The following is a 25,771-nucleotide window of genomic DNA, read 5'->3' on the forward strand; positions in this document are numbered from 1 at the left end:
TCCGCCCTTCGGCGGAATTTCGCACCGTCGCACCCGTTCCGCGTTACCCCAGGTAGCAGCCTGGCTATCCGCTGGCCGGGAGAAGGCGACGCGCAGTGCGCAGATCCACGTCCCCATGGTCGGTCCGGCGACGGCGGCGGGACTCCGCGAGGAGGAGCGATGACGACCGGGAGCTTCGAGGGCGACGCCGCTCAGAACGAGGAGCTGCTCGAGGCAGGCCGCGAAGGTCACCCGCTCGTCCCCTACAAGGCCCTGTGGTCGGTCCTGCTGCTCGGGTGGGTCGTCAGCTACGCCGACCGGACGCTGACGGGTCCGGTCATCGCGTGGATGATCCAGAACAAGGCGGGCTTCATCGGGGATGCCGCCAACCCGGCGACGCTGGGCGGGCTCGTCGGATCGATGTTCTTCCTGGGCTACATGCTGACGCAGTACCCGGGTGGGCGGCTGGGTGACCGCTTCGGTCATCGAGAGATGATCATCGTGTCGCTGCTGGCGGCCTGCGTGATGACGATCGTGTCGGGCCTGGTCGCGGGGCTCGTGGCGTTCGTCGCCGCCCGCGTGCTGACCGGCCTCGGTGAGGGCGTCTTCTACTCCAACGACCGCACTCTGATCATCAACCACACCCCGGTCTCGAAGCGGACGCTCGGGCTGGGCGTGGTGATCGCCGGCCTCTCCGTCGGCCTCACGGTGGGCATCATCTTCACCCCGATACTGATCAACTGGGGGACCTCGCTCGGGATGGGTGGTGGCGCCTGGAGGATGCCGTTCTTCGTCTTCGCCGCGTTCACGTTCGTCGTCATCGTGATCGCGTTCGCGTTCTTCCGGGCGAAGCTCGGCGGGGCGATGCGGCTCGCTCCGCCGTTCCTGCGGTTGCTGCTGTTCTCGGCGCCGACGTTCGTCGTGATCGTCGGACTGTTCCTGCTGGCCGAGACCCTCCGGTGGCCGGAGTGGCTCACCGCGTCCGGCGCCACGCTCATCGCGCTGATCTACATCCTGGTCATCGTGCGCGGGGTGCAGCGGTCCGGCCGCGGTCCGGCGTTGCTCAACCGGAACATCTGGTTGGTCTACATCGCCTACATCGCGATCCTGTGGAACCTGTGGTTCTTCAGCTTCTGGTCCGTGCAGATTGTCCGCGAGGCGGCGGAGAGCAGCCTGGTGGCGGCCGCATTGACCGCGGCGTTCAACGCAGGCGCCGGGATCCTCGGCTTCCCGGCCGGTGGATGGCTGGCCGACTGGGCCGTCCGCACCGGCCGGGGCCGCAAGCCGCTCGCCCTGATCTGCACCGCGGTCTACTCGGTGCTCGTCCTGATCTTCGGATGGAGCATCTCCGGCGGCGAGCCGCCGTCGCTGGCGCTGCTGGGGCTGCTGCTGTTCACGTCGGGCGTCTTCTTCAACGCGCTGCAGCCGATCGTGCAGGGCATGACCGGGGACATGGTGCCGGCGAGCGAGCGCGGCTCGGCCTTCGGGATGCTGAACCTGATCTCCGAGATCGGGGCCGTGCTGAGCCCCGTGGTGAGCGGGATCCTGCGTGACGCCACCGGCAGCTGGGCGCCCGGGGTCTACGTGGCGGCCGGGATCATGATCGTTTCCTTCTTCCTCTACCTACCGGTCAAGGAGGCGCCCGCACACCACGAGGACCCGATTCCGGCCTAGCGGCCCGAGGGACCTGACCCGCACGCCACGAGAGAACGGGCCCATTGAGGAGACCGACGACATGTCCCGACCCGACGAGCAGACCGGCCACGCCACCTTCCGGGACTTCCCCCTGAACGCCTGGTACGCGGCCGCATGGGATCACGAGGTGGGCCGCAACTTGATGGCCAGGACGGTCGCGAACCGGCCGATCGTGTTCTACCGGACGACCGGCGGGCGGCCCGTCGCACTCGCCGACGCGTGCTGGCACCGGCTGGCGCCGCTCTCGATGGGCCGCCTGCGCGGCGATGACGAGATCCAGTGCGGCTACCACGGCATCTGCTTCGACGCGGACGGCCGTGCGACCTTCATGCCCGCCCAGGACACGATCAACCCCAGCGCCACCGTGCACTCCTACCCGGTCGTGGAGCGCCACCGCTACGTCTGGGTGTGGCCCGGCGACCCGGCGCTGGCCGACCCCGCCCTCGTGCCGGACCTGTACTGGAACGAGCACCCCGAGTGGGCGGGCGACGGCAAGACGATCCACGTCAAGTGCAGCTACCAGCTGATCGTCGACAACCTGATGGACCTCACGCACGAGCAGTTCGTGCACGGATCGAGCATCGGGCACGAGTCGCTGTCGGAGTCCGACATCGACGTCACCCACGGCGACCGGACGGTGACGGTCACCAAGTGGATGCACGGCATCGACCCGCCGCCGTTCTGGAAGCGGAACCTGCAGGACCGCTTCCCCGACTACGAGGGCCCCGTCGACCGGTGGCAGATCATCCACTACACCGTGCCCTCGACAATCGCGATCGACGTCGGCGTGGCGAAGGCCGGCGCCGGCGCTCCCGAGGGGGACCGCAGCCAGGGCGTCACCGGCACGGTGATCAACACGATGACGCCCGAGACCGACCGCACCTGCTTCTACCTGTGGGCGTTCGCGCGGGACTGGTGCCTGGACAAGCAGGTGATCACCACCCGGCTGCGCGAGGGCGTGTCCAACGTGTTCTTCGAGGACGAGCAGATGCTGGAGGCCCAGCAGCGCGGCATCGAGGCCAACCCCGGCTACGACTTCTACAACCTCAACATCGACGCCGGCAGCATGTGGACCCGGCGCATCGTGCAGCGGATGATCGCGGCCGAGTCGGGGACGGACGTCGAGAAGGGCTCCGACGACGCGGGGAACGCCGCGGTGTCGATGGGCGCCGTCACCAACGCGGCCAACGAACCGCGGCCGGCGGGTGGCGAGACCGGCCAGGGCGCGGAGATCGCGGGCGGCGTCGCCCGGCACCGCGAACAGCCAGCGGCGGGCCTCATGAGCCGCGGGATGTAGCGGAGCTCGCGATGGGAGCCACGAGCCACAAGCGGTGGCGGCGGGCGCGGGTCCTCGACGTCTGTGATGTCGCCCGCGAGGTCAAGCAGGTCGTGCTCGAACCGGAGCACCTGGAGGCGCCCGCCCCGCCGGGCAGCCACATCGACATCGGCGTCTACGTCAACGGGCGGGCCGACGTGCGCTCCTACTCCGTGGTCGGGATGGGCGGCTACGGCACGGAGCTGATCCTCGGCGTGCAGCTGGCGCGGCAGAGCCGGGGAGGCTCGGCCTTCATGCACTCCCTGCGGCGCGGCCGGGAGGTCTCGGTCACCCAGCCGCTGCAGAACTTCCCGCTGACCTACGGGCGCCCTGGCTACGTGCTCGCCGCGGGCGGGATCGGGATCACCGCGCTCGTGGCCATGGGCAGGGCGCTCAGATCGCGCGGTGCGGACTACCGGTTCGTCTACGGCGCCCGCTCGCGAGACCTGATGGCGTTCGTCGACGATCTGGTGGCCGAGCACGGCGACCGGATGGAGCTGCGCATCGACGACGAGGGCGGATCCCTCGACGTCGAGGAGCTGGTGGCGAGCGTCCCCGCGGGTGGGGAGCTGTACGTGTGCGGTCCGCCCCCAATGCTCGACGCCATCAAGGCGGCTTGGGCGAGGGCGGGCAGGCGGCCCGCCGGGCTGCGGTTCGAGACCTTCGGCAGCAGCGGGCGATTCGCGCCGGAGTCGTTCACGGTGCGGATCCCGCGGCTCGGGCTGGAGACGATCGTGAGCCACGACGTGTCGATGCTCGAGGCGCTCGAAGCGTGCGGCGCGGAGATGATGTACGACTGCCGCCGCGGCGAGTGCGGCCTCTGCCAGGTGAAGGTCCTCGAGATCGCCGGCGCCATCGACCACCGCGACGTCTTCCTCAGCGACGCGCAGCACGCGGCGGGGGACCGCCTGCAGTGCTGCGTGTCGCGTCTCGTCAGCCCGCGCACCGCCGGACTGGCGGACGCCGACGGCCGGCAGGCGGCCGTGACCATCGACATCCCGTGACACCGGCGTCACGCCACGCCCGAGAATCGCCGCCAGATCCAGCTGACCGGGACGTGCCGGCCGGAGACGACGTACTCCCGGGCGGCCTTGACCACCATCGTGGTGTCCACGGCGCGACGAGCCGCGAGACGACCGCAGAGCAGCAGCTCGTCGTCGGGTGCCAACACGAAGTCGTCGTCGGGCGTCAGCACGCACTCGCCATCGCGCATGACCATCAGCACGACCACGGGTAGCTGGACGTCGCGGTCGTCCGGGTCACGCAGGAGAACACCGAGACGCGCCTCACCGGTGTCGATCCACGGGATCAGGGCCGGAGCGTCGGCCCGGCTCAGCCGGACCTTCCACAGCGCATCGAGGCGACGACCGCACCGCTGCGTGATGCAGTCGACGAGGCGAGCCGCCCAGCGGTCGCCGCGCGCGGGCACCTCCTGGAGGAAGCGCCAGAGCAGCGGGGTGCTGAGCTGTGTGAACACCTCGTGGGCCAACACCTCTGTCGGTACGAGCAGGGAGTCCACGTTCATCGCCGCGAACAGCGGAGCGCTGGACGGGCTGTTCTGCCGGGCTGCCACGAACAGCCCGGGATTGACCCGACGGGCGGCGGTGACGAGGGAGAGGTTGGTGGTGTCGTTGTCCGTGCCCGCGACGAACCCGACGGCGCCCGCCACGTTCGCCTGTTGCAGCACCGCGGGCTCGTACCCGTGTCCGCGGACGATCCCGCCCTCGTGCGCCGCAGTGTCGGCGACCGGGTCGACGACGGTGACGTCGATGCCCTCGGCGCGCAGGTCCGGGATCAGTTCCCGCCCGAGCCGGCCGTATCCGCACACCACCCATCGACCCCGTTCGGGAGGACTGCCCCTGGCCGGGAGCTCGGTCCCGGGTCCGCTCTCCATCCAAGTGATCAGCTGGTAGGAGGCCGGCGCGCGGAGCGCGATGCGCAGGTGGTCGCCGAACCGGTCGAACGGGTTCACCACGGTCGGCGTGCCGAAGGCGGCCATGCGCTCGCCGATCGCCGGTGACATTGTGCGGGCGATCACCGGCAGGTCGGGTCGCAGCAGGGCGGCCGCCATCGCCACCGCCAGGTTGACCTCGTCGTCGTCGGTGAGCGCGAGCACCGCCTCGCAGTGCGGGTTGGCGAGACCGGCCACGCCGAGGTGGCCGGGATCGCGTGCGTCGGCAACTAGGCCGGGCACGTCCGCGTGGTAGGCAGCGAGCTCGAGGGCCTCGATGCGGTCCTCGTCGTCGTCGAGCACGACGAACCGTTTGCCGAGCGCGTCGAACGCCTCACCCAGCAGCTCGCCGGTACGCCCGTACCCGGCTATCAGGAAGAACGGCTCACGCAACCGGGCCACCATGCGCATGAAGTGCTGCAACGCGAGCGCCTGCCGGAACGCACGGTCCTGGACGAGTGCGAGAAGCGACCCGATGGCGTACGCCCAACCGATCACCGTCAGGTAGATCGAGACCGTGACCCACAGACGCTGCGCGTCACTGAACGTCTGCGGGAGTTCTCCGAACCCGATCGTCGAGGCCGTGTAGCTCATGAAGTAGAAGGCGTCGAAGATCGACATCCGCCACAGCTGCCCGTCCTCGGTCCGGCCGGGGACGAGTGTCAGGCCGAGGACGCTGATCGCGAAGATCGTGATGAGGACGATCAGCGGCGCGCGCATCCTGCGCAGGATCAGGAAGATCGTCGCCGACGCCTGGCTGGCGGAGGCTACGGGGATGCGCCTGCGCAATCCGGGGGAGAGCCGGTGGTCGTCGTCCCGGCCGAACAGCCGGAACCAGAATGCGAGGAGCGGATTGCTCACCCTCGCCCCCTAACGGCGGTGGAACGAGACGGTCTCGATGACGAGCAGCACCACCGACACGACGTTGGCGAACAGTGCCCCGCCCGAGAGGGACACCACGCTCGCCATCGCGGCGGCCGTGAGACCGTCGGTGGAGATGTGTGCCGCGTAGGTCCAGACGATCGTTGCGGCGATCAGCTGCAGGTCCGCCACCAGACTCGTCGCGAGGTGCACGGCGCCGATCTGGGTGCGGTCACCGAACTTCAGCACGGTAGCGATGAGGCTCACCACGACGGCCGCGAAGAGCTCGTAGACGTTGTGCAGCGCAGGATCGGCGATGTCGCCGATGAAGAACCCGAAGTTGAGCGTGGCCGCGAGCAGCACGAAGAAGCCGAACACGACCTTCTCGAGGTTCACCGGCCCACCCCTCGTCTGGCCCGAGCAAGGTGCGCACACGCTAGCCCCGCCGAGCGCAGCGCGCCCGGCAGCAGAATCCGACGCACCACGGTGACGGTGTCGGCGAGTCGGCCCCGGAGTAGGACGGGGGAGTGGCGCGCGCTGAGCCGGCGAACCGTAGGTGTCCGTCGCGCTCGGCGACTCGATCTCGATCGGCGAGTACGCGGGCGGCCGTGGGGACGTAGCGACAGATTGGCCAAGTGCGGCCGGGTTGGTGCCGCGCGCCTGCTCGTGCGTGGCCCGGACGCTGGGAGATCGCGTTGGCGTGTCATTGACCGGCGTGGGTGGAGCAAATGTGGAGCACGGCAGTGAGCCTTTGCCAACCTGATCAAGCGCTGGCGATCGTGAGGGTCTGAACCGCGGCCACGAGCTCGTCTGCGCGGCCTGGGCAGGACCGGATCTTGCGCAGGATCTTCCAGTTCTTCAGCTCCGCGTTGACCCGCTCACCCGGCCCGCGTCGGCGGGCGTGCGCGGCATTGACCTCCTTCTGATCCCGGGACAGCCGCCGGTAGCGGCCGGTGTCGGAGTCGAGGCGGCGGCGCCGCTGCGGGATCGCCACCGTGGAGCCGGCGCCTTGGTAGGCGGTGTCAGCGACCGTCGGGATCTCAGCCTCGGCGATCGCGTCGATGATTCCGTGCTCGCGGGCGGCGCCCATGTCGTGGCGAGCACCGGGCAGCGGCGGGGAGATCCACACCAGCCTCCCGATCGGGTCGGCGATGACCTGCACGTTCAGCCCATGGCACTTGTGCTTGCCGGAGTAGAACGCGCGATCCCGACCGCTGGCCATGCCGACCCGGTCGATCCGAAGCAGAGTGCCGTCGAGGATCACGAACGCCTTGCGCGAGGCGACCTCGATCGCCTGTTCCAGGGTGGGCGCCATGGCCGCGAGTAGCGCGAGCGCCTCTCGGATGTAGCGGTAGACCGTGGAGGTGCCGACCTGGAAGCCGCACGCCAGATCGGCATAGGTCTCGCCCTTGCGCAGGTAGGCCACCACCAGCAGGGCCTGATGGCCGGGCGAGAGCTTGCGCCAGCGGGTCGCACGCTCGCTGCGGTGGTGGCGAAGGGCATCGGCGAGCATGCCGAGTGCGCGACTGGACACGGTCATCCCGGACGGGTAGGACAGCACTCTGAAGCTCCTGGTCAGGCGAGTTGATCTAGGCAATCGCCCGTCTACCAGGGGCTTCACCCATTCGTGGTCACGCCACGCCGTACACCCGCTGACCAGCCCGTCCGTCAAGTTGGCAGAGGCTCAGTTTAGTGCGCGGCCGGGACCGTGCCGGACGCGTACCAGGCCCTCGCGTCGAGCGAGAACGGGCCGTCGGGCAGCATTTCCCGGCACCCATCGCGCACGCGCGCCCGCTGCTCGAAGGTCAGCGACGCGAGGTGCTGCCCGGATAGCCCGACCCCGTACGTGAAGGGCTCCCAGAAGTCGTCGAAGCCGGTGTAGTCGGCCTTGGCGAGTAGCGAACCGCCGATGACGTCCTCGAGCCCGGCGCGGCGGAATCGCTGCTCGATGTCACCCTCGGCGGTGCCGACCAGCGGCTGCTCGCTCTGGGCTCCGGGCTGCACGCGCCCGACTGCCGCCCAGAACGTGCGCAGCATCGTCATCCCGCCGGTGGCGATGTCCCACATACACGCGGCGACGGCGCCGCCGGGCCGCGTCACCCTCGCCATCTCGCGCACACCCCGGTCCGCGTCGCGCATGAAGCCGATCACCAGCGAGGACAGCGCGGCGTCGAACGTGCCGTCCGCCCACGGCAGCTCCTCGGCTGTGCCCTCGCGCACGTCGGCGCCGGGGTTGCGCTCCCGGCAGGCGGCGACGAACTGCGGAGCGGGATCAATCGCCGCCACGTTCGCGGCGCCGACGCGGGCGACCAGCTCGCGAGTGAGCCCGCCGGGCCCGCAACCGACGTCGAGCACGTGCATCCCGGACGCAACGCCAGTGGCGTCGGCCAGCGCGACGGCCAACGTCGGCGTGTAGCGACCCATGAAGCGGTCGTACTGTTCGGCCCGGGCGGCGAACTGCACCTCGCTACTCAATCTGAGCCGTATGTCGAGGTCAAGCCCCGTGCGACGGGCGCGTGCGCCTTCCCAGTTACCACGGCAACAGGTTCCAGCAGCCCTCATGGAACCGGCGGGGCCCGCCCAGTACTGCAACGGGTGCGCCCAGCGATCCACACGGTCGCCGACACCGCCTACCAACGGGCAGGCCCGACGGTGGCGGTTCCGCGGCGGCGACGGCACCTGGACCCGACACCGGCCGGTACCGGAGATTGTCCAGCGACGAGAAGGACGTCAACGAAGCCCACGCCAGCTGCCGCGGGCCGGGCGACCGATTCAACGCCGAACTCAAGAACTGGCCAGCCTCGAGCAAGATCCGCTCCAGCCCCAACCGCGCCGCCGAGCTCGTCGCCACAGCTCAGACCCTCATGATCGCCAACACATGATCAGGTTGGCAAAGGCTCAGTGCGCCAACATGACCTGCGCGACGCTGAGCTGCGTGGTACCGCACCAGGTCAAGCAGCGGATTCTCTGTTTCTGCAGGTCAGCGCGACCCGCTGACCGTACTGGCAGTCAGAGGGTCATGTACATGCCTCTACTGCACCGACCTGGCCTCTGATCTGGGCCTTCTGCGCCCCTCGGGCTGTGCGGGGGAAGTCGACCCCTTGACGATTCGTCAGGTTCGGGCGGACTTGACGACAGGTAAAGTCAGGCCTCCTGAGGGTTGCTGACGAGGATCCAGCTTTAGTCGGGATCTCGACGCTCATTGCGATAAATGCCAATCGCCGTCCAAATGGGGACCTAGAAATGTTGCGCAGGCTCCCACGGCTCAGGTGTCCGTCAATTTCGCATTCTTGTCACCGCTTGCGGCCGACGCCGCCGAATTCTGTGATATCTCGGGATTCGTCGAATGGGTTGGGTGCCGGTCGCCAGTGTTGGATCGGCACGACGCCTGGCTCGCTCGAGCGGTTGGGCCCGGATTTGGCTCACCCACCTCGCCCGCCCCTTGTTCGATACCTGAGAACGACGAGACCTGAGTCTTCGGGGTCGGCAGCGATGAGTTGCAGCTGGTGGCGATCGGTGACGTCCTTGAACAAGGGCTTGCCGCGCCCGAGGACGAGCGGATGCACGACGAGTCGGAGCTCTTCTATCAGCTCGTGGTTCATCAACGTGGATACGAGGCTGGCGCCCCCGACAACGAAGATGTCCTTGCCCGCACCAGCCTTCAGTGACCGCACGTCCTCGACTCCGCGCACGACCCTCGCCGTCTTCCACGTCGGCTCGTTCAACGTCGTAGACAGCACCACGTGAGGTGTCTGATCGGCCCAATTGGCGTAGTCGATCTCTCCCGGTGTAGGAGGCCGGCCAGTGAACTCCAGTACGCCTGCTGGGTCGGCCAAGATCGACGTCCAGTACTGCTCATAGCCGGGATACATCCCACCGCCGAGGACGCACGTGTCAACCTCGGAGGTTAGGTCCAAGTGGGCGTTCCAGTCCTGGACCCAGTCGAGTTCCCCTTTTGGTCCCTCGATGAAGCCGTCCAAGGTCACATGCAACGCGGCGATCATCCTTTTCATCGTGTCCTCCCTGTCGTTGGTGTTGTCAGGTGCCGGAGGGCCTGACCGCCAGCGCGATCAGGCGCAGACCTTGGACTACAGGGTCGTAATGCCGACGGGCCGAGGTGGCCTGCGTGGCATGGCTTCGTCGAGGTCGGCGTACTGCGACTGGTCACGACGGTTCGCCGTCGGCCAGGGCGGGCTGCTCGGCGGCGTCGATCGGGGTATAGGCGGGGCACCAGATCACGTCGGTACGGCGCAGGATGGTGTTCGGGATGGCGAGGATCTCGCAGCCGTCGTCGCCGCGTATCGCTGCGACGATCATGGATAGTCCGAAGAACAACCAGAGCGCGACCCGGTCGACCGGGCTGAGGAAGGTCAGCGCGGTGCCCAGCGCGAGCACCGCGGCAATCACCGCCGCGGCGGCCGCCGCCTGTGCCGCGGACCACGGTGTGCGGGTTCGGCCGGCAAGCCAGGCCCAGCGCCGGCAGGAGGCTTTGAGCACGACGACCGCCCCGAAGGCAGCGAGGGGCAGGACCACGAGCACCGCGGCGACGTCCCACCAAGTGACGCCGCCGCTCGGTCGGTCGAGCGTGAGGGCGACGCCAACGAGCAGCAGGCCAACCAGGAGTCGAATCGTCGTTCCGAGAGTTCCGATGCCTCGCGTGGGCGTCATCGCCGACCCTCCCCACGTGTTAACACCGACGTTAACACTCTAGAGTAACCCCAACAAGGTACGAGACGAGGTATCGCAGGCTTGACCAGGCCAAAGCTGCTGAACCGACCCGAGCGGCGTCGGGCGCTACTGGCAGCGGCCGCGCGTGCTTTCGCACGGGGTGGGTTTGCGGCGACCAGCCTGGCGGAGGTCGCGGCCGAGGCGGGAGTGAGCCGGGTGCTGATCTACCGGCATTTCGACTCCAAGGAGCAGCTCTATCGGACCGTCCTCGAGCAGACCCGCGATGACCTGATGCGGGCCACCGGGGGCCCGGACAAGCTCGAGCCGTCGAGCCTGACCGCCCTGGTCGAGTTCGCGCGGCAGCATCCGGATGAGTTCCAGTTGTTCTTCCGCCATGCGGGGCGTGAACCCGACTTTCGTGCTCATGCCGACTGGCTGCGGGTCGCGATGACCGAAACCACCCAGCAGTACCTGCGGGAGGTTCTGGCTGACCACCGGCTGCGCGCTTGGGCATCCGAGCTCGTGCCGTCGGTCGTCATCGAGGCGATCCTGGCCTGGATCGAGGCCGGATTTCCCCAGCACGACCGGGCCGCCGACACCATAGCCGCGGTGATCAGCGGTGTCATCGAGGCGATCGGCCAGGCAGGTCGGCCGGATGGCTCATGACCGTCGTAGCGATGCCCGCGAACCTCGTTGCGTGGACGGACGACGACGAGACGGTGCACCGCGGCGGGCCCCGGCGATGCGCCGCGTCAGTGCGAGGAAGTCCAGCCTCCCCACGGGCGTGCACACCACGACTTCGCCATCCAGCGTGACGTCCTTGAAGTGCTCGCCGAGCGCGGTGACGACCTCGGGGAAGTATCTGGTGAGGGGACGCCGCTGGCGGAACTGCGGCCGAACCCGCCGCCCTCCACCCGGGAGATGAGGCGATCAGCTGACTGAACCCCGGCGGTGCCTGCAAAGCCGGACCGAGGAGCTGCACAGCATCGTCGTCCGGCTCGCGGAGGATCCGATGGAGCAAGCCCAGACCTGTGGAGCTACAGCGGTGCGTCCAGGCCGTCCGCCGCGTCGCGCGTCTGATGGATAGTCGCCTTTGCTGAGGTGGTGTAGGCACGGTAGGACGTCGGCCGGGCCGCGTGTGGAGGTGGCGGATGGGGCAGAAGCGCTGATGGGCCCAGATCCGCCGGTTCGGGCCGAAACAGTCCACGTGAGCGCACACGCGCGCGTCACCCGACTTTCCTTCCCAGGGCGCGTGGTCGTCCGCAAGGAGCCGCTGGGGCCGGACGCACAGCGGCGACTGGCGCACGAGGTGGCGATGCTGGAGCGGCTGCGCGGGGTCGTCGGGGTCGCCCAGCTGCTGCGGGCGCCGCGGCATCCTGGGTCGATCATGCTGGCCGACGCCGGCGATACCAGCCTGGCCGGACAGGCCACGCCGTTGGCGGCAGGTGAGCTGATCGGGCTGGCGGTGGAGCTGGCTCGGGCGGTGGCGGGGATGCACCGGCGGGGGGTGATGCATCGCGACATCAGCCCGGCCAACGTCGTGCTCTCCAGTGACGGCGCGGTGTGCCTGGTGGATTTCGCGCTGGCGACGTCGTTCGCCGAACTGCGTCCCGAGTTCAGCCACCACGCCCGGATCGTCGGCACGTTGGAGTACCTGGCTCCGGAGCAGACCGGGCGCACGGGCCGGGCGGTGGACCAGCGCGCCGACTTGTACGCGCTGGGCGCGACGCTCTACGAGCTGGCCACCGGCGAGCCGCCGTTCGGGACCGGCGACCCGCTGCGCCTCACCCACGAGCACCTGGCGCGGGAGCCGAGACCACCGAACGAGGTGAACTCGGCCATTCCGATGCCGCTCTCGGAGATCATTCTGCATCTGCTGGAGAAGGAACCGGACAACCGCTACCAGACGGCCGATGGCCTCCTGCACGATCTGGAGCGGCTGCGGGACGGCGATGCCCGGCCGACGGAGTTCCAGCTCGGCGAACGCGATGTTCCGCTGCGGTTGCTGCCGTCGCGGCTGGTGGGCCGCGAGGACGAGGTGGCCGCGCTGGAAGGCACCTTCGAGGAGGCGCGGGCCGGCCGCTGCCGCGGGGTGCTGATCGGCGGGGCGCCCGGGGTGGGCAAGACCGCGCTGGTCGATCAGCTGCGGCCGGTGGTGACCGGCGGCGACGGCTGGTTCGTGACCGGCAAGTTCGACCAGTACCGCCGGGATCTGGAGTTCGACGGGGTCTACCAGGCATTTCGCGCACTGGGCCGGCTGCTGTTGGCCGAGCCGGAGGAGGCGCTGGCCGAAGTCCGGGTTCGGATCCTGGAGGCGGTCGGGGCGAACGCGGGCCTGCTGACCGCGACGGTGCCGGAGTTAGCGGCACTGCTGGAGGTGGCCTCGGATCCGGGAGATCCGCTGACCGCGCAGGTGCGCGTGCAGCGAGTGGCTGCGGAGGTGCTACGCGCGGTCGCCTCGCGCATCCGGCCGCTCGTCGTGTTCCTCGATGACCTGCAATGGGCCGGGCGGACCCCACTCGGCTTCGTCGATCTGGTGCTCGGCGAGGAACCGATCGAGGGCCTGCTGCTGGTCGTCGCCTACCGCGACGGCGACGTCGACGCGGCGCATCCGATGGTCCCGCTGATGGCACGGTGGCGGGACCAGGCCGACGTCCTGCACCTGCGGCTGGGGAACCTTCCTGAATCCGGCACGGCCGCCATGATCGCCGACATGCTGCACATCGACCAGGCCGCGGCGGCGGGCCTCGTCGGTGCGGTCGGGCCGCAAACCTCGGGCAATCCGCACGAGACGGCGGAGTTGCTGGGCGCGCTCCACCGCGACGGCGTGCTCACCGTCACGGCGGGCGGGTGGCGCTGGGACGAGGCGGCCGTGCGCGCGCACCTGGGCCGATCCACCGTGCCCGCGCTGTCGGCGGCGCGCATCGACGCGTTGCCGGCGCGGTCACGGGCGGTGGTGGAGGCGATGGCGTGCCTGGGCGGCCGTGCCGAGCTCAGCGTGGTGCAGACCGCGATCGGCGAGTCGGCGGACGTGGTGGGCGAGGCACTGGCACCCGCCCTCGACGACGGCCTGCTGGTGTTGGAGCCCTCGCCGCCCCCGGCCGTGCGGTTTCGCCATGACCGCATCCGGGAGGCGATCCTGCACGGGCTGGACCGGTCGCGCCGGCGCACCCTCCACGTGGCGATGGCACGGCGGCTGGCCGGTGTGCCCGAGCTGTTCGCCGCCGCGGCCGAGCAGTATCTCCCGGCGGTCGACACCGTCGACGACCCGCTGGAGCGGCGTCACGTCGTCGACCTGTTGCGGCGCGCCGCCGACCAGGCCGCGTTGATCGGCGATCACGCACTCGTCGATGCGCTGCTGACCGCGGCGCTGCGCCTAGCCGACCCCGATGACACCGCCACCCTGATCGAGCTGCACATCGGCCGCCACGCCGCTCGGTACGGCTTGGGGCGTCTGGAGGAGGCCGACGAGGAGTACCGCACCATCGAGGGGCTGTCCGCCACCGCGATGCAGCGCGCGGACGCGACGGCGGTGCAGGTGCGCAGCCTGACCCACCGCAACCGGTTCGCGGAGGCGGTCGGCCTCGGTGTCGAGTCGCTTCACGAGCTGGGCATCGCCGTTCCAGCGGCGGACCGGGTCGAGGCCGAACTCGGCCACCATGCCGATCGGTTGTTCCGGTGGTTGGATGACACCGAGGTCGCCGACGATGTGGCCCGGCCGGACATCGCCCACCCCGCGCTTCTCGCCGCGTCCGCCCTGATCGACGCGACGCTGCCGGCGGCCTACTTCGCCGGGAACTTCCCCATGTACGCGTGGCTGAGCCTGGAGGCGCTGCGGATCTGGATCGAGCACGGCCCGGCCCGTCGCCTGCTCGGCGCGGCGTGTCACGCCATACCGCCGACCCTGGTTCTGCACAGAGACTATTCGGTGATGTACCGGGCGAGGCGACGGATCGTCGCGCTGGGCGAAGCCCGCGGCTACGAGCCCGACACCTCCAGGGCCCGCCAGATGTTCGCCGCCGCGAGCTGCTGGGGCGAACCGGTCGAGAACACCGTGCGAGAGGCCCAGCGAGCCCGTGCAGGCCTGATCGCGGGAGGTGACCTGGCCACCGCCGGATACACCTACTACCTGTCGGTGGCTGGACTGCTCGACTGTGCGCCCACGCTGGATGCCTGCGCCACGGCGGCGGAGGAAGCACTGGCCTTCACCCGGCGTACCGGGAGCGAACAGACCGGTCAGTTGATGGACAGCTACCGGTGGCTGACCGCTGTGCTCCGCGGCGACACCTCCGCGGCAGCCGGTGAGGAAGCGGCACCTGACCGGTACCTCGGCAACCCGTTGGCGCTCTTCACCGCGCATCTCACGCACGCGATCGCCGCCGCCGTCCTGGACGACCAGCCCGGTCTGGCACACCACGCCGCGGCGGCGATGCCGCTGGTGGGGTCCGCCCTCGGCCTCTACCCGAGCGCCTCGGCGCACCTACTGCACGCACTGGCTCTCGCCGAACGCGCCCGCGGCCGCGACGACGAACGTGGGCCTCTGTTGTCCGAGCTGGACGACGTGGTCCAGTGGCTGGCCGACCGCGCGACGGACGCGCCGGACAACTTCCTGCACCTGCTGCGGCTGGTGGAGGCCGAGCGTGCCTGGGCGGTCGGCGAGTTCCGTGCTGCCGCGCTCGCTTTCGACGCCGCGCGCCGCAAGGCCGCCGACCGCAGGCGGCCGTGGCATCGTGCGCTGATCACCGAACGCGCCGCCCACTTCCACCTGGCCCACGGCCTCGACCAAACAGGCCATGACCTGCTCGGCCAGGCCCGCCGGCAATTCGCCGCATGGGGCGCGTCCGCCAAGGTCGCTCAGCTGGACTGGGCTTACCCCGCCCTGCAATCACACATCGAGCCGAGGGAGGGGCAGAGCGCTGACCAGCCGGCTGATCTCGTCCCGCGGCAGCCCACGGTCACGACCAGCACGCTCGATCTGCTGGGGATCGTGTCCGCGTCGCGGGCGCTCAGTTCGGAGACCAGCCTGGAGAGACTGCACGGTCGCGTGGTCGAGGTGCTCGGCGCGATGACCGGGGCCACCGCCGTCCTCCTCCTGTTGTGGGACGACGACCGGCAGGACTGGCTGCAGCCGTCAACAGGCACGGGCACCGAGTCGATCAGCGGAACCGGCCGGGAAACCGTGGTGCCGATGTCGGTGGTGCGCTACGTCCAGCGCACGGGTGAGCCACTGGTCGTGGCCGATGCCACCCGGGACGACCGCTTCTGCCGCGACCGGTACTTCGTCGACCTCCGCTGCTGTTCGCTGCTCGCGACACCCATCCTCAGTCGCGGCGCGCCGCGGGCGCTACTGCTGATCGAAAACCGGCTCATCCGGGGCGCGTTCACCACCGAGCGGCTCGACGCGGTCAAGCTCATCGCAGGCCAGCTCGCCGTCTCCCTGGACAATGCCCAGCTCTACGCCGAGTACCGCCGGATTGCCGAGGAGCAGGCCGCATTGCGGCGCGTGGCCACCCTGGTTGCCCAGGCGGCGTCGCCGGATGCGGTCTTCGCCGCGGTGGCAGCGGAGGTCGGTCGGGTGCTGGCCGTTGACCATGTGCACGCGATCCGGTTCGACCCGGACGGTGCGGTGACCGTCGTCGGGATCTGGAGTTCGAGCGGCACCGCCGTGCCCGTCGGCACTCGAGTGGGCCTGGGCGGGCGGAACGTGGCCACGCTGGTGGCCGAGACCGGCCGGGCGGCGCGGATCGACCGCTACGGCGCCGATACCTCGGGTTCGCTCGCCGACCTCGGCCGCAGGCTCGGCGCCCGCTCGCTGGCCGGCGCGCCGATCACGGTTCAGGGCCACCTGTGGGGCGTGATGACGGTGTCCTCCGTCCGGGAGGAGTCGCTGCCGGCGCACACCGAGGGGCGGCTGGCCGCGTTCACCGAGCTGGTCGCCACCGCCCTCGCCAACGCCGAGAGCCAGGCGCAACTGACTGCCTCCCGCGCTCGGATCGTGGCCGCCGCAGACCAGGCCCGCCACCGCATCGAGCGGGACCTGCACGACGGCGCCCAGCAGCGCTTGGTCTCGCTGGCCCTGCAGGCGCGCGCCGCGCAGGCGGCGGTGCCGTCCGAGGCGGGCGAGCTGGCCGCGCAGCTGGACAACCTGGCCGCCGGGTTGACCGAGGCGCTGGACGAGCTGCGCGAGCTCTCCCGCGGCATTCACCCGGCGATCCTCGCCGAAGGCGGGCTGTTCGCGGCGCTCAAGGGGTTGGCCCGCCGCTCCGCAGTTCCGGTCGAACCAGACGTGCGGGTCGACCGCAGGCTGCCGGAGCAGATCGAGATCGCCGTCTACTACCTGGTGGCCGAGGCGCTGGCCAACGCGGCCAAGCACGCGTACGCCTCCGTGGTGCACGTCGAAGTCGACACCGCCCACGGCGACGCCGACGACGTACTGCGGGTCCGGGTACGCGACGACGGCCGCGGCGGCGCCGACCTCGCCGACGGATCCGGTCTGGTCGGGCTCAAGGACCGGGTGGAGGCACTGGGCGGCCGGCTCGACGTGCAGAGCGCCCCCGGCGTTGGTACCACGGTTTACGCAGAGCTCCCCCTGGGCCCTCGTGGTCTTCGGTCGACAGGGTGAAGCGGTCCACGACCCGGCTGAGCTCAGCGGCCGGCCGGGTCCCTGTCACAGCGGCTGCCGGATCCGCGTGAGGTGCGGGGACGGGCGGTACCGGAGCAGGAGGACGTCGTCCTCGTGCAGGGCGTCGGCGAGCTCCAGCTGGTGGCGGTGCTCGGCCTCGGGGTGCGTGGCGATCCGGCCCGCGGTGCCCCCGACCCGCAGTGCAGGCGCGGCTGACCACGATGGCCGTGGGCCGACCCGCGCTCTTCGCGTCCAGCACGCCATGGCCGAGTTGTGGGGATCTCGTGGGGGCCGGTCCGCACACCGTCCTCGGGCGCGGCATTGGGCGCGTACGCCGCCGCCGTCTCGTCCGGGGTGCTCACGAGGGCCGACGCAGTGTCACTCGTGCTCACGCATGGGCGGCTCCTGGACCGCTTGCCCAAGGCCGACCGGCCGATGCTCGGAGAGGACACTCTCCACTTCGGTGGCCGTCCGGGGCGTTTCCCATTCGGCAGCAGCGTCTGCAGGATCCGCCACTGCCGGTCGGTCAGGTCTTTGCGTGCTCCGATCGATAGGCTGGCCAACGAGGTCTCCGGGCAGATGATGATCTACTTAGTCGTTGATCCATCTAGGCTGCCGACGACAGCCAGCTCACGACGCGTGGCCCTCGCGCTGCTCGCCGATCCGGCCGTAGCGCTTGGTGCACAGTGCTGGCCCGCGTCGAGGGGCCGCGGCTGAGCTGCGAGCGGGCGACGCGAACCGACCGTGATCGACTACGCGCGAGTCAGCACCGCAGACCAGAACACCGGCGGCCAGCACGACGCGGTGACCGCCGCCGGATGCGAGCGGATCTTCACCGACACTGCCTCCGGCAAGCTCGCGCGGCGCCCGCAGCTCGACGTGATCAGCTCGGCGCCCAGCCGGCCGGGATCCGGTCGCAGTGATCGCCGAGATCGTGGCGGCGGACGGCTCGATGGCCCGCTGTCGGACACTGCGGGCGTTCGCCGACGAGCACGCCCTGCCGGTGCTGGCCATCGCGGATCTGGTCCGCTACCGGCGCGCCACCGAGCGGTTCGTCGAACACGTGGCCACCTCGGCGATGCCCACGGTGTTCGGCGAGTTCCGGGCGGTGGCCTACCGCTCCACCATCGACGCCACCGAGCACCTCGCCCTGGTCCACGGGGATGCCGCCGCCTCCCGCAGCCCCCGCGGCGCGTTGGTGCGTGTGCACAGCGAGTGCCTCACCGGCGACATCATCGGCTCGCTGCGCTGCGACTGCGGCGCCCAACTCGAACAAGCCATGCGCGCGATCGCCGCCGAAGGCGCCGGCGCCATCGTCTACCTGCGTGGCCACGAAGGGCGCGGGATCGGGCTGGCTCACAAGATCCGCGCCTACGCCCTGCAGGAAACCGGCCTGGACACCATCGACGCCAACACCGTGCAGGGCCTGCCCGTCGACTCCCGCTCCTACGGCACCGGCGCCCAGATCCTCACCGACCTCGGCATCACCCGCCTGCGACTGATCATCAACAACCCCGCCAAGTACGGCGGCCTCGACGGCTACGGCTTGCACATCCTCGACCGCGTCACACTGGCCACCACTCCCAGCCCCCACAACATGCGCTATCTGCGCACCAAACAAGAACGCATGGGCCACGTCCTGGTGCTGAACGAGCACACCGGCTGACAGCCGGTCACCGCGCCGGCGGCGCGGTGAACGCGTAGGCGCCACGGTGGAACAGCAACGGTTCCCGCGTCTCGTCCGCTGCGAGGTCGTGCACCCGCCCGGCGACGATGGTGTGGTCGCCCCCCGGGTACTCGTGCTCGAGGGTGCAGTCGATCCAGGCGGCGACCCCGTCGAGGACGGGAGCGCCCGAGGGAGCGGGCCTCCACCGGACGCCCGCGTACTTGTCGGTGCCGGAACGGGCGAACGCGGTGCTCAGGTCCGAATGGTCGGCAGCCAGCACGTTCACGCAGAACCTGCCGACCTCGCGGATCCTCGGCCAGGTCGTCGAGGTCCCGGCCGGGCAGAACGACACCAGCGGCGGTTCGAGGGACAGCGAGCTGAACGACTGGCACGTGAAGCCGAGTGGCCCGTCCGGTCCGGATGCGGTGATGACCACGACACCGGAGGCGAAGTGGCCGAGGACCGCCCGCATCCGGGCTCCGTCGACCGGACGTGGCTCCTGTACCTCGTCGTACGTGCGTTCGGTCATGGACGAACGCTAAGTGGAATGCGGGCGGGCCTGATATCCGCGAACCGCGCGCGCACAGCCTCAGCGCGCGACCGAACGTCCCGTCACGCCCTGCCGGACGTTCGCCGGGCCAGGAGCGACCGGGTCCAGCTGTGCGCGGAGGCCCACTGCCGGAAGCCCTCAGCGGTCGGCTCGAGCGGACGGCGCGTCGAGACGAGCAACCCGATGTTCCGGTAGTGCCGGGGCACGATCGGCACCTCGGCGGAGCCGGCAAGAGGTCCGCCGTGGCGGGCGGGCAGGACCGCGATCCCGACACCCGCGGTTGCGAGCCCCCGCACGGTCTCGACCTCGTCGGTCTCGAACCCGTAGCGCGGCCGGACCCTGGCCGCGCCGAACAGCTCGTCGACCCTGCGGCGGAGGGCGATCCCCACGGAGAGCCCGACGAAGGTCTCGTCGCGGCAGTCGTACAGGCGGACCGACTCGCGGCGTGCCAGGCGGTGATCGGCCGGAACGACGAGGACGAACGGCTCTTGGAAGAGCTCCGTAGCGACGATGTCGACGTCGCTCTCCCGCACGGAGCTCATGGCGATGTCGATCGTTCCGTCGTGGAGCTTCTCGATCAGCTCCTCGTGAGCGGCCTGCACCAGCGCCAACCGGACGCGGGGCCGCGTGGCGCGGTAGTCACGCAGGAGTTCGGGAGCTCGGCTGGCTCCCATCGTCCGGAGGAAGCCGAACACGACCTGGCCCCGCCCCGGGTCGGCGGCCTCGTGGGCGCGCGCCACACCCATGGCCAACGTGGTGTGCGCCGACCCCACGGACTCGGCGAGCGCGACGCCGGCCCGGGTGAGTTCGATCCGCCTGCCGACGCGGTGCGTGAGCGCGACACCGACGGTCCGGCTCAGCGCCGAGAGCCAGCGCGTCGCGGTGGGCTGGGGCACGCCGACCGCCTCCGCCGCGGCGCTCAGGTGACCGCGCTCGGTCATGGCGTGCAGCAGCATCAGCCTCGGCATCAGATCCGACGCGACGGTCGACGACGGCGAGAGCATTCCGGCATCGTACTTCGCCTTCGACGCGCCAGTGCGAACTCGTGGCACCGCGACATCCGGTCCGGAACAGCGGGGTGACCAGAACTGAATAGGCGATCTTCGTTCGTGAATACGAGCAGGCGGTGACGTACGGATTGACGACGCGCGGTCCCGGCGAAAGGGCGCTGCTCGTCAACGCTGGTGACAACGGGAGTCCGACGCTGCACAGTAGCGGCCGGTCGGCTACCCGAGGCAGAACGAGGACTCCGAGGCAAATGAGCGGCACGCTTTCCGAAATCGAGTTGCTGGGCGGAATCGAAAAGGGGTTGCTGATCGGGGGGCGCTTCCGTCCCACGGCCGGCGGACGGACCTTCGCGGTGGAGAACCCGGCGACGGGGGCGACCCTCTGCGAGGTCGCGGACGGCTCGGCCGAGGACGCCGTCGCCGCCCTCGCCGCGGCGTCGGCGGCGCAGAGCTCCTGGGCGGCGACGCCGCCCCGCGAGCGCGGCGAGATCCTCCGGCGCGCCTACGAGCTCCTCGTGGCGCGGACCGAGGAGATCGCGCTGCTGATCACGCTGGAGATGGGCAAGTCGCTGGCCGAGTCGCGCGCCGAGGTCGCTTACGGAGCCGAGTTCTTCCGCTGGTTCTCCGAGGAGGCCGTGCGCATCCAGGGCGACTTCACCGTCGAGCCCGGTGGCTCGGGGCGGGTCGTCCTGATGCGCCAGCCGGTTGGGCCGAGCCTGCTGATCACGCCGTGGAACGTCCCGCTGGCGATGCCGACGCGCAAGATCGGCCCGGCGATCGCCGCGGGCTGCACGATGATCCTGAAGCCGGCCGAGCAGACTCCCCTGACGGCGTTGCTGCTCGCGTCGGTGCTGGCCGAGGCTGGTCTTCCCGACGGGGTCCTCAACGTCGTGACCACCTCCGACCCTGAAGCGGTCGCCACGCCTCTGATCCACGACACCCGCCTGCGGAAGCTGTCGTTCACCGGGTCCACGGAGGTGGGCCGGAAACTGATCGTCAGTTCGGCCGACCAGGTGCTCCGGACGTCGATGGAGTTGGGGGGAAATGCCCCGTTCATCGTGTGGGCGGACGCCGACATCGACGCAGCGGTGGACGGCGCGATGATCGCCAAAATGCGCAACATCGGTGAGGCCTGCATCGCGGCCAACCGGTTCTACGTGCACGCGGACGTGGTCGAGGAGTTCACCGACAAGCTGACGGCCCGGATGGGCAAGATGGTGGTCGGTCCGGGTGTCGACGAGGGTGTCGAGGTCGGCCCGCTGATCGACGCCGTCCAGCGTGACAAGGTCGCCGCGCTCGTCGACGACGCCGTGAGCCGTGGCGCTCGCGTGCACACGGGAGGCACGGCGCCGTCCGGACCCGGCTACTTCTACCCGCCGACCGTGCTGACCGGTGTTCCGTCCTCCGCGCGCATGACGAGGGAGGAGATCTTCGGGCCGGTGGCGCCGATCTCGGCCTTCACCGACGAACACGAGGTGCTCCGCGCGGCCAACGACACCGAGTCCGGCCTCGTGAGCTACGTCTACAGCCGCGACATCGGTCGGGCGATCCGCCTCGCCGAGGGCCTCGAGACCGGGATGGTCGGCCTCAACCGCGGCTTCGTCTCGAACCCGGCCGCCCCGTTCGGAGGCGTGAAGCAGTCCGGCCTGGGACGGGAAGGCGGCAGGCTCGGCATCGAGGAGTACCTCGAGGTCAAGTACGTGGCGCTGGACGTGGACCGGTGAGTGCCGAGCCGATCACGTCCGGCGCCAGTCTGCGCGGCCCCGCCCGGTCGTCCGCGTACCGGGAGGAGAACGACTTCGACGGGGCCGTGATCGTCCCCGCGAACGCCCTGTGGGGTGCGCAGACCCAGCGCGCGATCGAGACGTTCACCATCAGCGACCTGCGCCTCCCGCGGCGGTACACCGGCGCACTCGGAGCGCTCAAGCGAGCGGCCGCCCGGGCGAACGCCGATCTGGGGCGGCTCGACCCGGCGCTCGCCGAAGCGATCGTGGACGCAACCGGCGAGGTCGCCGACGGTCTCCTCGACGACCACTTCCGCGTCGACGTGTTCCAGACCGGCAGCGGCACGAACACGAACATGAACGCCAACGAGGTGATCGCCAACCGGGCGAACCAGCTGCTGGGCATGCCGCTGGGGACCAGACACCCGGTGCATCCGAACGATCACGTGAACCTCGGGCAGTCCTCCAACGACGTCACGCCCACGGTCGTCCACCTGGCCGCACAGACGGGGATCACCCACCGGTTGGTGCCTGCGTTCTCCCACCTGGAGACCGCGCTGCGCGCGCTCGCCGAGGCCACCGACGGGATCGTCAAGCCCGGGCGCACCCATCTGCAGGACGCGGTGCCGATCCGGCTCGGGCAGGAGTTCCTCGGCCACGCCGGACAGATCGAACGCAGCATCGACAGGTTCCGCGCGGCGCAGCGCGGCCTCGCCGAGGTTGCCCTCGGCGGCACGGCGGTCGGCACCGGACTCAACACCCACCCCGAGTTCGCCGGTCGGGTCGTCGCGGCACTGGCCGCGGAGTTCGGCGTGGAGCTGCGCGAGACCGACAACCACTTCCAGGCGCAGAACAACCTCGACGCCGTCGTGTTCGCCTCGGGCGCCCTGCGGACGGCTGCCGCCGGCCTCCTGAAGATCGCTGACGACGTCCGCTGGATGAACAGCGGGCCCCGCGCGGGACTGGGCGAGATCGAGGTGCCCAGCCTCTCGATGGGCTCGTCGATCATGCCCGGGAAGACCAACCCGATCGTCGCGGAAGCGGTGTGCCAGGTCGCGGCCAAGGTGATGGGCAACGACGCGACGATCGCCGTGGCAGGCGGCCGCGGCAACTTCGAGCTCACCGTGATGACCCCGGTCGCCGCCTTCAGCCTGCTGGAGTCGATCGAGCTACTGGCCGGCGCGGCCGTCGTGTTCGCCGATCGGTGCATCAGCGGGATCCGGGCCACGTCGGCGGGACCGGCGGCCGTCGAGCGAACTCTGATGATGGTCACCGCGCTCTCCCCGCGCATCGGGTACGACGAGGCGGCCGCCGTCGCCCGCGAGGCGCGCGCCAGCGGGCGCACGATCCGCGAGGTGGCCCGCGAGCGCACGGACCTGCGGGAGGACGAGCTCTCCGAGTTGCTCGACCCGCGGCGGATGACCGGCGTCAGCTGACGCGTGGTGGGCCGGCGGCTTTCGGCCGTCGCGAAGCCCGGTACCGAGAAACCCCAGCCCACACAGGAGCTGTCATGGAACTGTCCTTCGAGAACAAGGTCGTCGTCGTCACCGGGGCCGCAGGCGGGTTCGGCTCGGTGACCGCGCGGACGTTCGCCGACGCCGGAGCTCACGTCGTCGTCTCCGACATCGACACGGTCGGCGCGGAGAAGGTCGCCGCCGACCTGCCCTCGGCGATCGCGGTCACCACCGACGTCACCGACGAGGACGCCGTGCGAGGTCTCGTCGACGCCGCCGAGTCGGCGTTCGGGGGGATCGACGTCATGGTGAACAACGCAGGCGTGCCACATCGAGCCGGCGCCCTCGTCGACCTCCACGTCGAGACGGTCGACCGGCAGCTCGCCGTGAACGTGCGCAGCGTGTTCCTCGGCTGCAAGCACGCGGTGCCGGCGCTCCGCCGCAGGGGAGGGGGCGTGATCGTCAACGTCGCCTCGATCGCGGCGAAACGCCCTCGCCCGGGACTGACCGTCTACAACGCGACGAAGGGTGCGGTCATCACCCTCACCCGCGGCCTGGCCGTCGAGGTCGCCCCGGACGTGCGCGTCAACGCCGTCAACCCGGTCATCGCCGAGACCGGTTTCGTCAAGAGCTTCAGCGGTGCGGATGCCCTACCGGACGACCTCCGCTCGACCTGGGTCGCCGGCATTCCGATGGCGCGCACTGCAACGCCCCAGGACGTCGCCGACAGCATTCTCTACCTCGCGTCCGAGCAGGCCGGTTTCCTCACTGGCGTCTGCCTGGACATCGACGGTGGCCGCAGTATCCAGTAGTCCCGGATCAGGGAGATAGGGATGGCAACGATGCGTTCCCAACCGCATGCCCACAAGAAGCCGTCGGCCGCGAAAGTCGCCGTGGCGAGCTTCATCGGAACCACCATCGAGTGGTACGACTACCTCGTCTTCGGCGCGGCCACCGTCCTGGTGTTCAACCCGCTGTTCTTCCCCGCGCTCGACCCACTGGCAGGCACCCTCGCCGGGTTCGCGACGCTCGCCGTCGCCTTCCTCGCGCGCCCCCTTGGTGGGCTGGTGTTCGGGCACTTCGGTGACCGGATCGGGCGGAAGAAGATGCTCGTGCTCTCCGTGGTCATGATGGGCGCAGGCACGTTCGCCGTCGGGCTGCTGCCGACCTACGAGACGATCGGGACCTGGGCGCCGGTCCTGCTGGTCGTGCTGCGGTTCGTCCAGGGCTTCGCCGTGGGCGGCGAGTGGGGCGGCGCCGTCGTCATGTCCCTGGAGCACGCGCCGGCGCATCGCCGAGCGTTCTACGCCAGCTTCCCCCAGGCCGGCGTGCCCGCCGGGACCTTCCTGTCCAGCGGCGCGTTCTTCCTCGTCACCCTCATGCCCGAGGAGCAACTGCTCTCGTGGGGGTGGCGCATCCCCTTCCTGTCCTCGGCGCTGCTGATCGTGGTCGGCCTCTACATCCGCCTGCGCGTGACGGAGTCGCCCGAGTTCCTCGCGCTCCGAGAGCGCGGAGACGTCGTCAAGCTCCCGGCGGCCGAGGTCTTCGCCTCGTACAAGAGGGCGCTGGTCGTCGGGATGCTCTGCATGCTCGCCCCGAACACGATCTTCTACCTGGCCAGCACCTTCTTCCTGAGCTACGGCCCTGTTCACCTCGGGCTGAGTCGGGGACTCGTCCTCACCGCGCTGCTGGTCGCGGCCGCCATCCAGGTGGTGACCCTGCCGCTGTTCGCGATGATCGCCGACCGGACGGGCACGAGGAACTTCCTCATCGCCGGGTGCGTGGGCGTCGCGGCCGGCGCGTTCCCCGTCCTCCTCCTGTTCGACACCGGGACCGTTGCCGGCGTGTTCGCGGCCTACCTGCTCGCCCTTCCCGTCCTGCACGCCCTGGTCTACGGCGCGATCTCGGCCTTCACCGCCGAGCTGTTCCCACCGCGGGCGCGCTACACCGGCTCATCGGTGGCCTACCACCTGGGTGGCGCGGTCACGGCGGCTCCGGTGCCGATCGTCGCGACCCTGCTGCTGACCGAGTTCGGTTCCTCCTCGGCGATCGCCGTCTACGTGATCCTCGCTGCCGTGGTCTGCGGCCTCGTCATCGCAGCGGCTCCCGGGGCTCGGGCGCAGGTCGAGTTCCAGCCGGCACTATCAGAGGACGGTGTCGACCGAGCGGCGACCGCAACCTCGACCTGACGGTTCCAGGACGGCCGAGGCTGCGCGAGGGATGACGACCGGCCCTCGTGCAGCCTCTCCGACGAGCAACCACCAGTCGCGTCCGATCAA

Annotated in this window: 20 protein-coding genes; 12 read left to right on the top strand and 8 right to left on the bottom strand. The window is 70.1% G+C overall.

Going from position 1 to position 25,771, the window contains the following annotated elements:
* Positions 1 to 159 precede the first annotated feature (159 nt).
* The 3 genes from K1T35_RS16970 to K1T35_RS16980 all read left to right on the top strand — a co-directional run bounded on the left by K1T35_RS16970 (position 160) and on the right by K1T35_RS16980 (position 3,993).
* Positions 160 to 1,653, top strand: a complete 1,494-nt coding sequence (locus K1T35_RS16970) for an MFS transporter (RefSeq protein ID WP_220261101.1) — start codon at positions 160 to 162, stop codon at positions 1,651 to 1,653.
* A 61-nt stretch (positions 1,654 to 1,714) separates the two neighbouring features.
* On the top strand, positions 1,715 to 2,971 hold the full coding sequence (locus K1T35_RS16975) for an aromatic ring-hydroxylating dioxygenase subunit alpha (RefSeq protein WP_220261102.1): 1,257 nt from the start codon (positions 1,715 to 1,717) through the stop codon (positions 2,969 to 2,971).
* 11 nt (positions 2,972 to 2,982) lie between these two features.
* Positions 2,983 to 3,993, top strand: coding sequence for a PDR/VanB family oxidoreductase (locus K1T35_RS16980; RefSeq protein WP_220261103.1), 1,011 nt, complete (start codon positions 2,983 to 2,985; stop codon positions 3,991 to 3,993).
* Between the two features lie 8 nt (positions 3,994 to 4,001).
* Here the strand turns inward: K1T35_RS16980 and K1T35_RS16985 are convergent, their stop codons facing one another.
* The 4 genes from K1T35_RS16985 to K1T35_RS17000 all read right to left on the bottom strand — a co-directional run bounded on the left by K1T35_RS16985 (position 4,002) and on the right by K1T35_RS17000 (position 8,225).
* Positions 4,002 to 5,801: a potassium channel protein gene (locus K1T35_RS16985; RefSeq protein ID WP_220261104.1), complete on the bottom strand. Its 1,800-nt coding sequence runs from the start codon at positions 5,799 to 5,801 to the stop codon at positions 4,002 to 4,004.
* Positions 5,802 to 5,810: 9 nt separating this feature from the next.
* Complete coding sequence (locus tag K1T35_RS16990; protein ID WP_220261105.1) at positions 5,811 to 6,197, bottom strand: DUF6394 family protein; 387 nt, start codon at positions 6,195 to 6,197, stop codon at positions 5,811 to 5,813.
* A 367-nt stretch (positions 6,198 to 6,564) separates the two neighbouring features.
* Positions 6,565 to 7,362, bottom strand: a complete 798-nt coding sequence (locus tag K1T35_RS16995; RefSeq protein ID WP_220262664.1) for a transposase family protein — start codon at positions 7,360 to 7,362, stop codon at positions 6,565 to 6,567.
* A 128-nt stretch (positions 7,363 to 7,490) separates the two neighbouring features.
* A complete protein-coding gene (locus K1T35_RS17000) occupies positions 7,491 to 8,225 on the bottom strand; it encodes a class I SAM-dependent methyltransferase (protein ID WP_220261106.1) in 735 nt (244 codons plus the stop codon).
* A gap of 284 nt (positions 8,226 to 8,509) precedes the next feature.
* On the opposite strand from K1T35_RS17000, the gene K1T35_RS17005 reads away from it, so the two are divergent.
* Positions 8,510 to 8,683 (top strand): hypothetical protein, encoded by a 174-nt coding sequence (locus K1T35_RS17005; protein ID WP_220261107.1) that lies wholly within the window; start codon positions 8,510 to 8,512, stop codon positions 8,681 to 8,683.
* 540 nt (positions 8,684 to 9,223) lie between these two features.
* Here the strand turns inward: K1T35_RS17005 and K1T35_RS17010 are convergent.
* Entirely contained in the window at positions 9,224 to 9,814 is a 591-nt protein-coding gene (locus K1T35_RS17010; RefSeq protein WP_220261108.1) for a dihydrofolate reductase family protein, read from the bottom strand.
* Positions 9,815 to 9,965: 151 nt separating this feature from the next.
* Positions 9,966 to 10,340 carry a hypothetical protein gene (locus tag K1T35_RS17015; protein ID WP_220261109.1) on the bottom strand — a complete coding sequence of 125 codons (375 nt, stop codon included), beginning with the start codon at positions 10,338 to 10,340 and terminating at the stop codon, positions 9,966 to 9,968.
* Positions 10,341 to 10,550: 210 nt separating this feature from the next.
* Here K1T35_RS17015 and K1T35_RS17020 point away from each other — a divergent pair, with 210 nt between their 5' ends.
* From K1T35_RS17020 to ribA, 4 genes are all read left to right on the top strand, one after another.
* Positions 10,551 to 11,135 (top strand): TetR/AcrR family transcriptional regulator, encoded by a 585-nt coding sequence (locus K1T35_RS17020; RefSeq protein ID WP_255622032.1) that lies wholly within the window; start codon positions 10,551 to 10,553, stop codon positions 11,133 to 11,135.
* Positions 11,136 to 11,676: 541 nt separating this feature from the next.
* Positions 11,677 to 17,091 (top strand): AAA family ATPase, encoded by a 5,415-nt coding sequence (locus tag K1T35_RS17025; RefSeq protein WP_220261110.1) that lies wholly within the window; start codon positions 11,677 to 11,679, stop codon positions 17,089 to 17,091.
* A gap of 72 nt (positions 17,092 to 17,163) precedes the next feature.
* Positions 17,164 to 17,307, top strand: a complete 144-nt coding sequence (locus tag K1T35_RS17030; protein WP_220261111.1) for a hypothetical protein — start codon at positions 17,164 to 17,166, stop codon at positions 17,305 to 17,307.
* A gap of 703 nt (positions 17,308 to 18,010) precedes the next feature.
* The gene (ribA, locus tag K1T35_RS17040) at positions 18,011 to 18,757 is read left to right on the top strand and encodes a GTP cyclohydrolase II (RefSeq protein WP_370645389.1); all 747 of its coding nucleotides are present in this window, start codon (positions 18,011 to 18,013) and stop codon (positions 18,755 to 18,757) included.
* Between the two features lie 7 nt (positions 18,758 to 18,764).
* Here ribA and K1T35_RS17045 read toward each other — a convergent pair whose 3' ends face one another.
* Both K1T35_RS17045 and K1T35_RS17050 read right to left on the bottom strand, forming a co-directional pair.
* Positions 18,765 to 19,286 carry a flavin reductase family protein gene (locus K1T35_RS17045; RefSeq protein WP_220261112.1) on the bottom strand — a complete coding sequence of 174 codons (522 nt, stop codon included), beginning with the start codon at positions 19,284 to 19,286 and terminating at the stop codon, positions 18,765 to 18,767.
* 83 nt (positions 19,287 to 19,369) lie between these two features.
* The gene (locus K1T35_RS17050) at positions 19,370 to 20,311 is read right to left on the bottom strand and encodes a LysR substrate-binding domain-containing protein (RefSeq protein WP_220261113.1); all 942 of its coding nucleotides are present in this window, start codon (positions 20,309 to 20,311) and stop codon (positions 19,370 to 19,372) included.
* Between the two features lie 254 nt (positions 20,312 to 20,565).
* Here K1T35_RS17050 and K1T35_RS17055 point away from each other — a divergent pair, with 254 nt between their 5' ends.
* The 4 genes from K1T35_RS17055 to K1T35_RS17070 all read left to right on the top strand — a co-directional run bounded on the left by K1T35_RS17055 (position 20,566) and on the right by K1T35_RS17070 (position 25,681).
* Complete coding sequence (locus K1T35_RS17055; RefSeq protein WP_220261114.1) at positions 20,566 to 22,038, top strand: NAD-dependent succinate-semialdehyde dehydrogenase; 1,473 nt, start codon at positions 20,566 to 20,568, stop codon at positions 22,036 to 22,038.
* Complete coding sequence (locus K1T35_RS17060) at positions 22,035 to 23,474, top strand: lyase family protein (RefSeq protein WP_255622034.1); 1,440 nt, start codon at positions 22,035 to 22,037, stop codon at positions 23,472 to 23,474. Before K1T35_RS17055 ends, K1T35_RS17060 begins: the two co-directional genes overlap by 4 nt.
* 74 nt (positions 23,475 to 23,548) lie before the next feature.
* Complete coding sequence (locus K1T35_RS17065) at positions 23,549 to 24,304, top strand: SDR family oxidoreductase (RefSeq protein ID WP_220261115.1); 756 nt, start codon at positions 23,549 to 23,551, stop codon at positions 24,302 to 24,304.
* A gap of 30 nt (positions 24,305 to 24,334) precedes the next feature.
* Positions 24,335 to 25,681, top strand: coding sequence for an MFS transporter (locus tag K1T35_RS17070; protein ID WP_220261116.1), 1,347 nt, complete (start codon positions 24,335 to 24,337; stop codon positions 25,679 to 25,681).
* Positions 25,682 to 25,771 lie beyond the last annotated feature (90 nt).

Origin of the sequence: Pseudonocardia sp. DSM 110487, from assembly GCF_019468565.1 — a bacterium.
Taxonomy (GTDB): Bacteria; Actinomycetota; Actinomycetes; order Mycobacteriales; family Pseudonocardiaceae; genus Pseudonocardia.

Coding starts and splice junctions, on each gene's coding strand:
- K1T35_RS17010 (WP_220261108.1), bottom strand. CDS start 9,814: ATGAAAAGGATGATCGCCGCGTTGCATGTGACCTTGGACGGCTTCATC.
- K1T35_RS17000 (WP_220261106.1), bottom strand. CDS start 8,225: ATGGGTCGCTACACGCCGACGTTGGCCGTCGCGCTGGCCGACGCCACT.
- K1T35_RS17050 (WP_220261113.1), bottom strand. CDS start 20,311: ATGCTCTCGCCGTCGTCGACCGTCGCGTCGGATCTGATGCCGAGGCTG.
- K1T35_RS17065 (WP_220261115.1), top strand. CDS start 23,549: ATGGAACTGTCCTTCGAGAACAAGGTCGTCGTCGTCACCGGGGCCGCA.
- K1T35_RS17070 (WP_220261116.1), top strand. CDS start 24,335: ATGCGTTCCCAACCGCATGCCCACAAGAAGCCGTCGGCCGCGAAAGTC.
- K1T35_RS16980 (WP_220261103.1), top strand. CDS start 2,983: ATGGGAGCCACGAGCCACAAGCGGTGGCGGCGGGCGCGGGTCCTCGAC.
- K1T35_RS16970 (WP_220261101.1), top strand. CDS start 160: ATGACGACCGGGAGCTTCGAGGGCGACGCCGCTCAGAACGAGGAGCTG.
- K1T35_RS17045 (WP_220261112.1), bottom strand. CDS start 19,286: ATGACCGAACGCACGTACGACGAGGTACAGGAGCCACGTCCGGTCGAC.
- K1T35_RS16975 (WP_220261102.1), top strand. CDS start 1,715: ATGTCCCGACCCGACGAGCAGACCGGCCACGCCACCTTCCGGGACTTC.
- K1T35_RS17055 (WP_220261114.1), top strand. CDS start 20,566: ATGAGCGGCACGCTTTCCGAAATCGAGTTGCTGGGCGGAATCGAAAAG.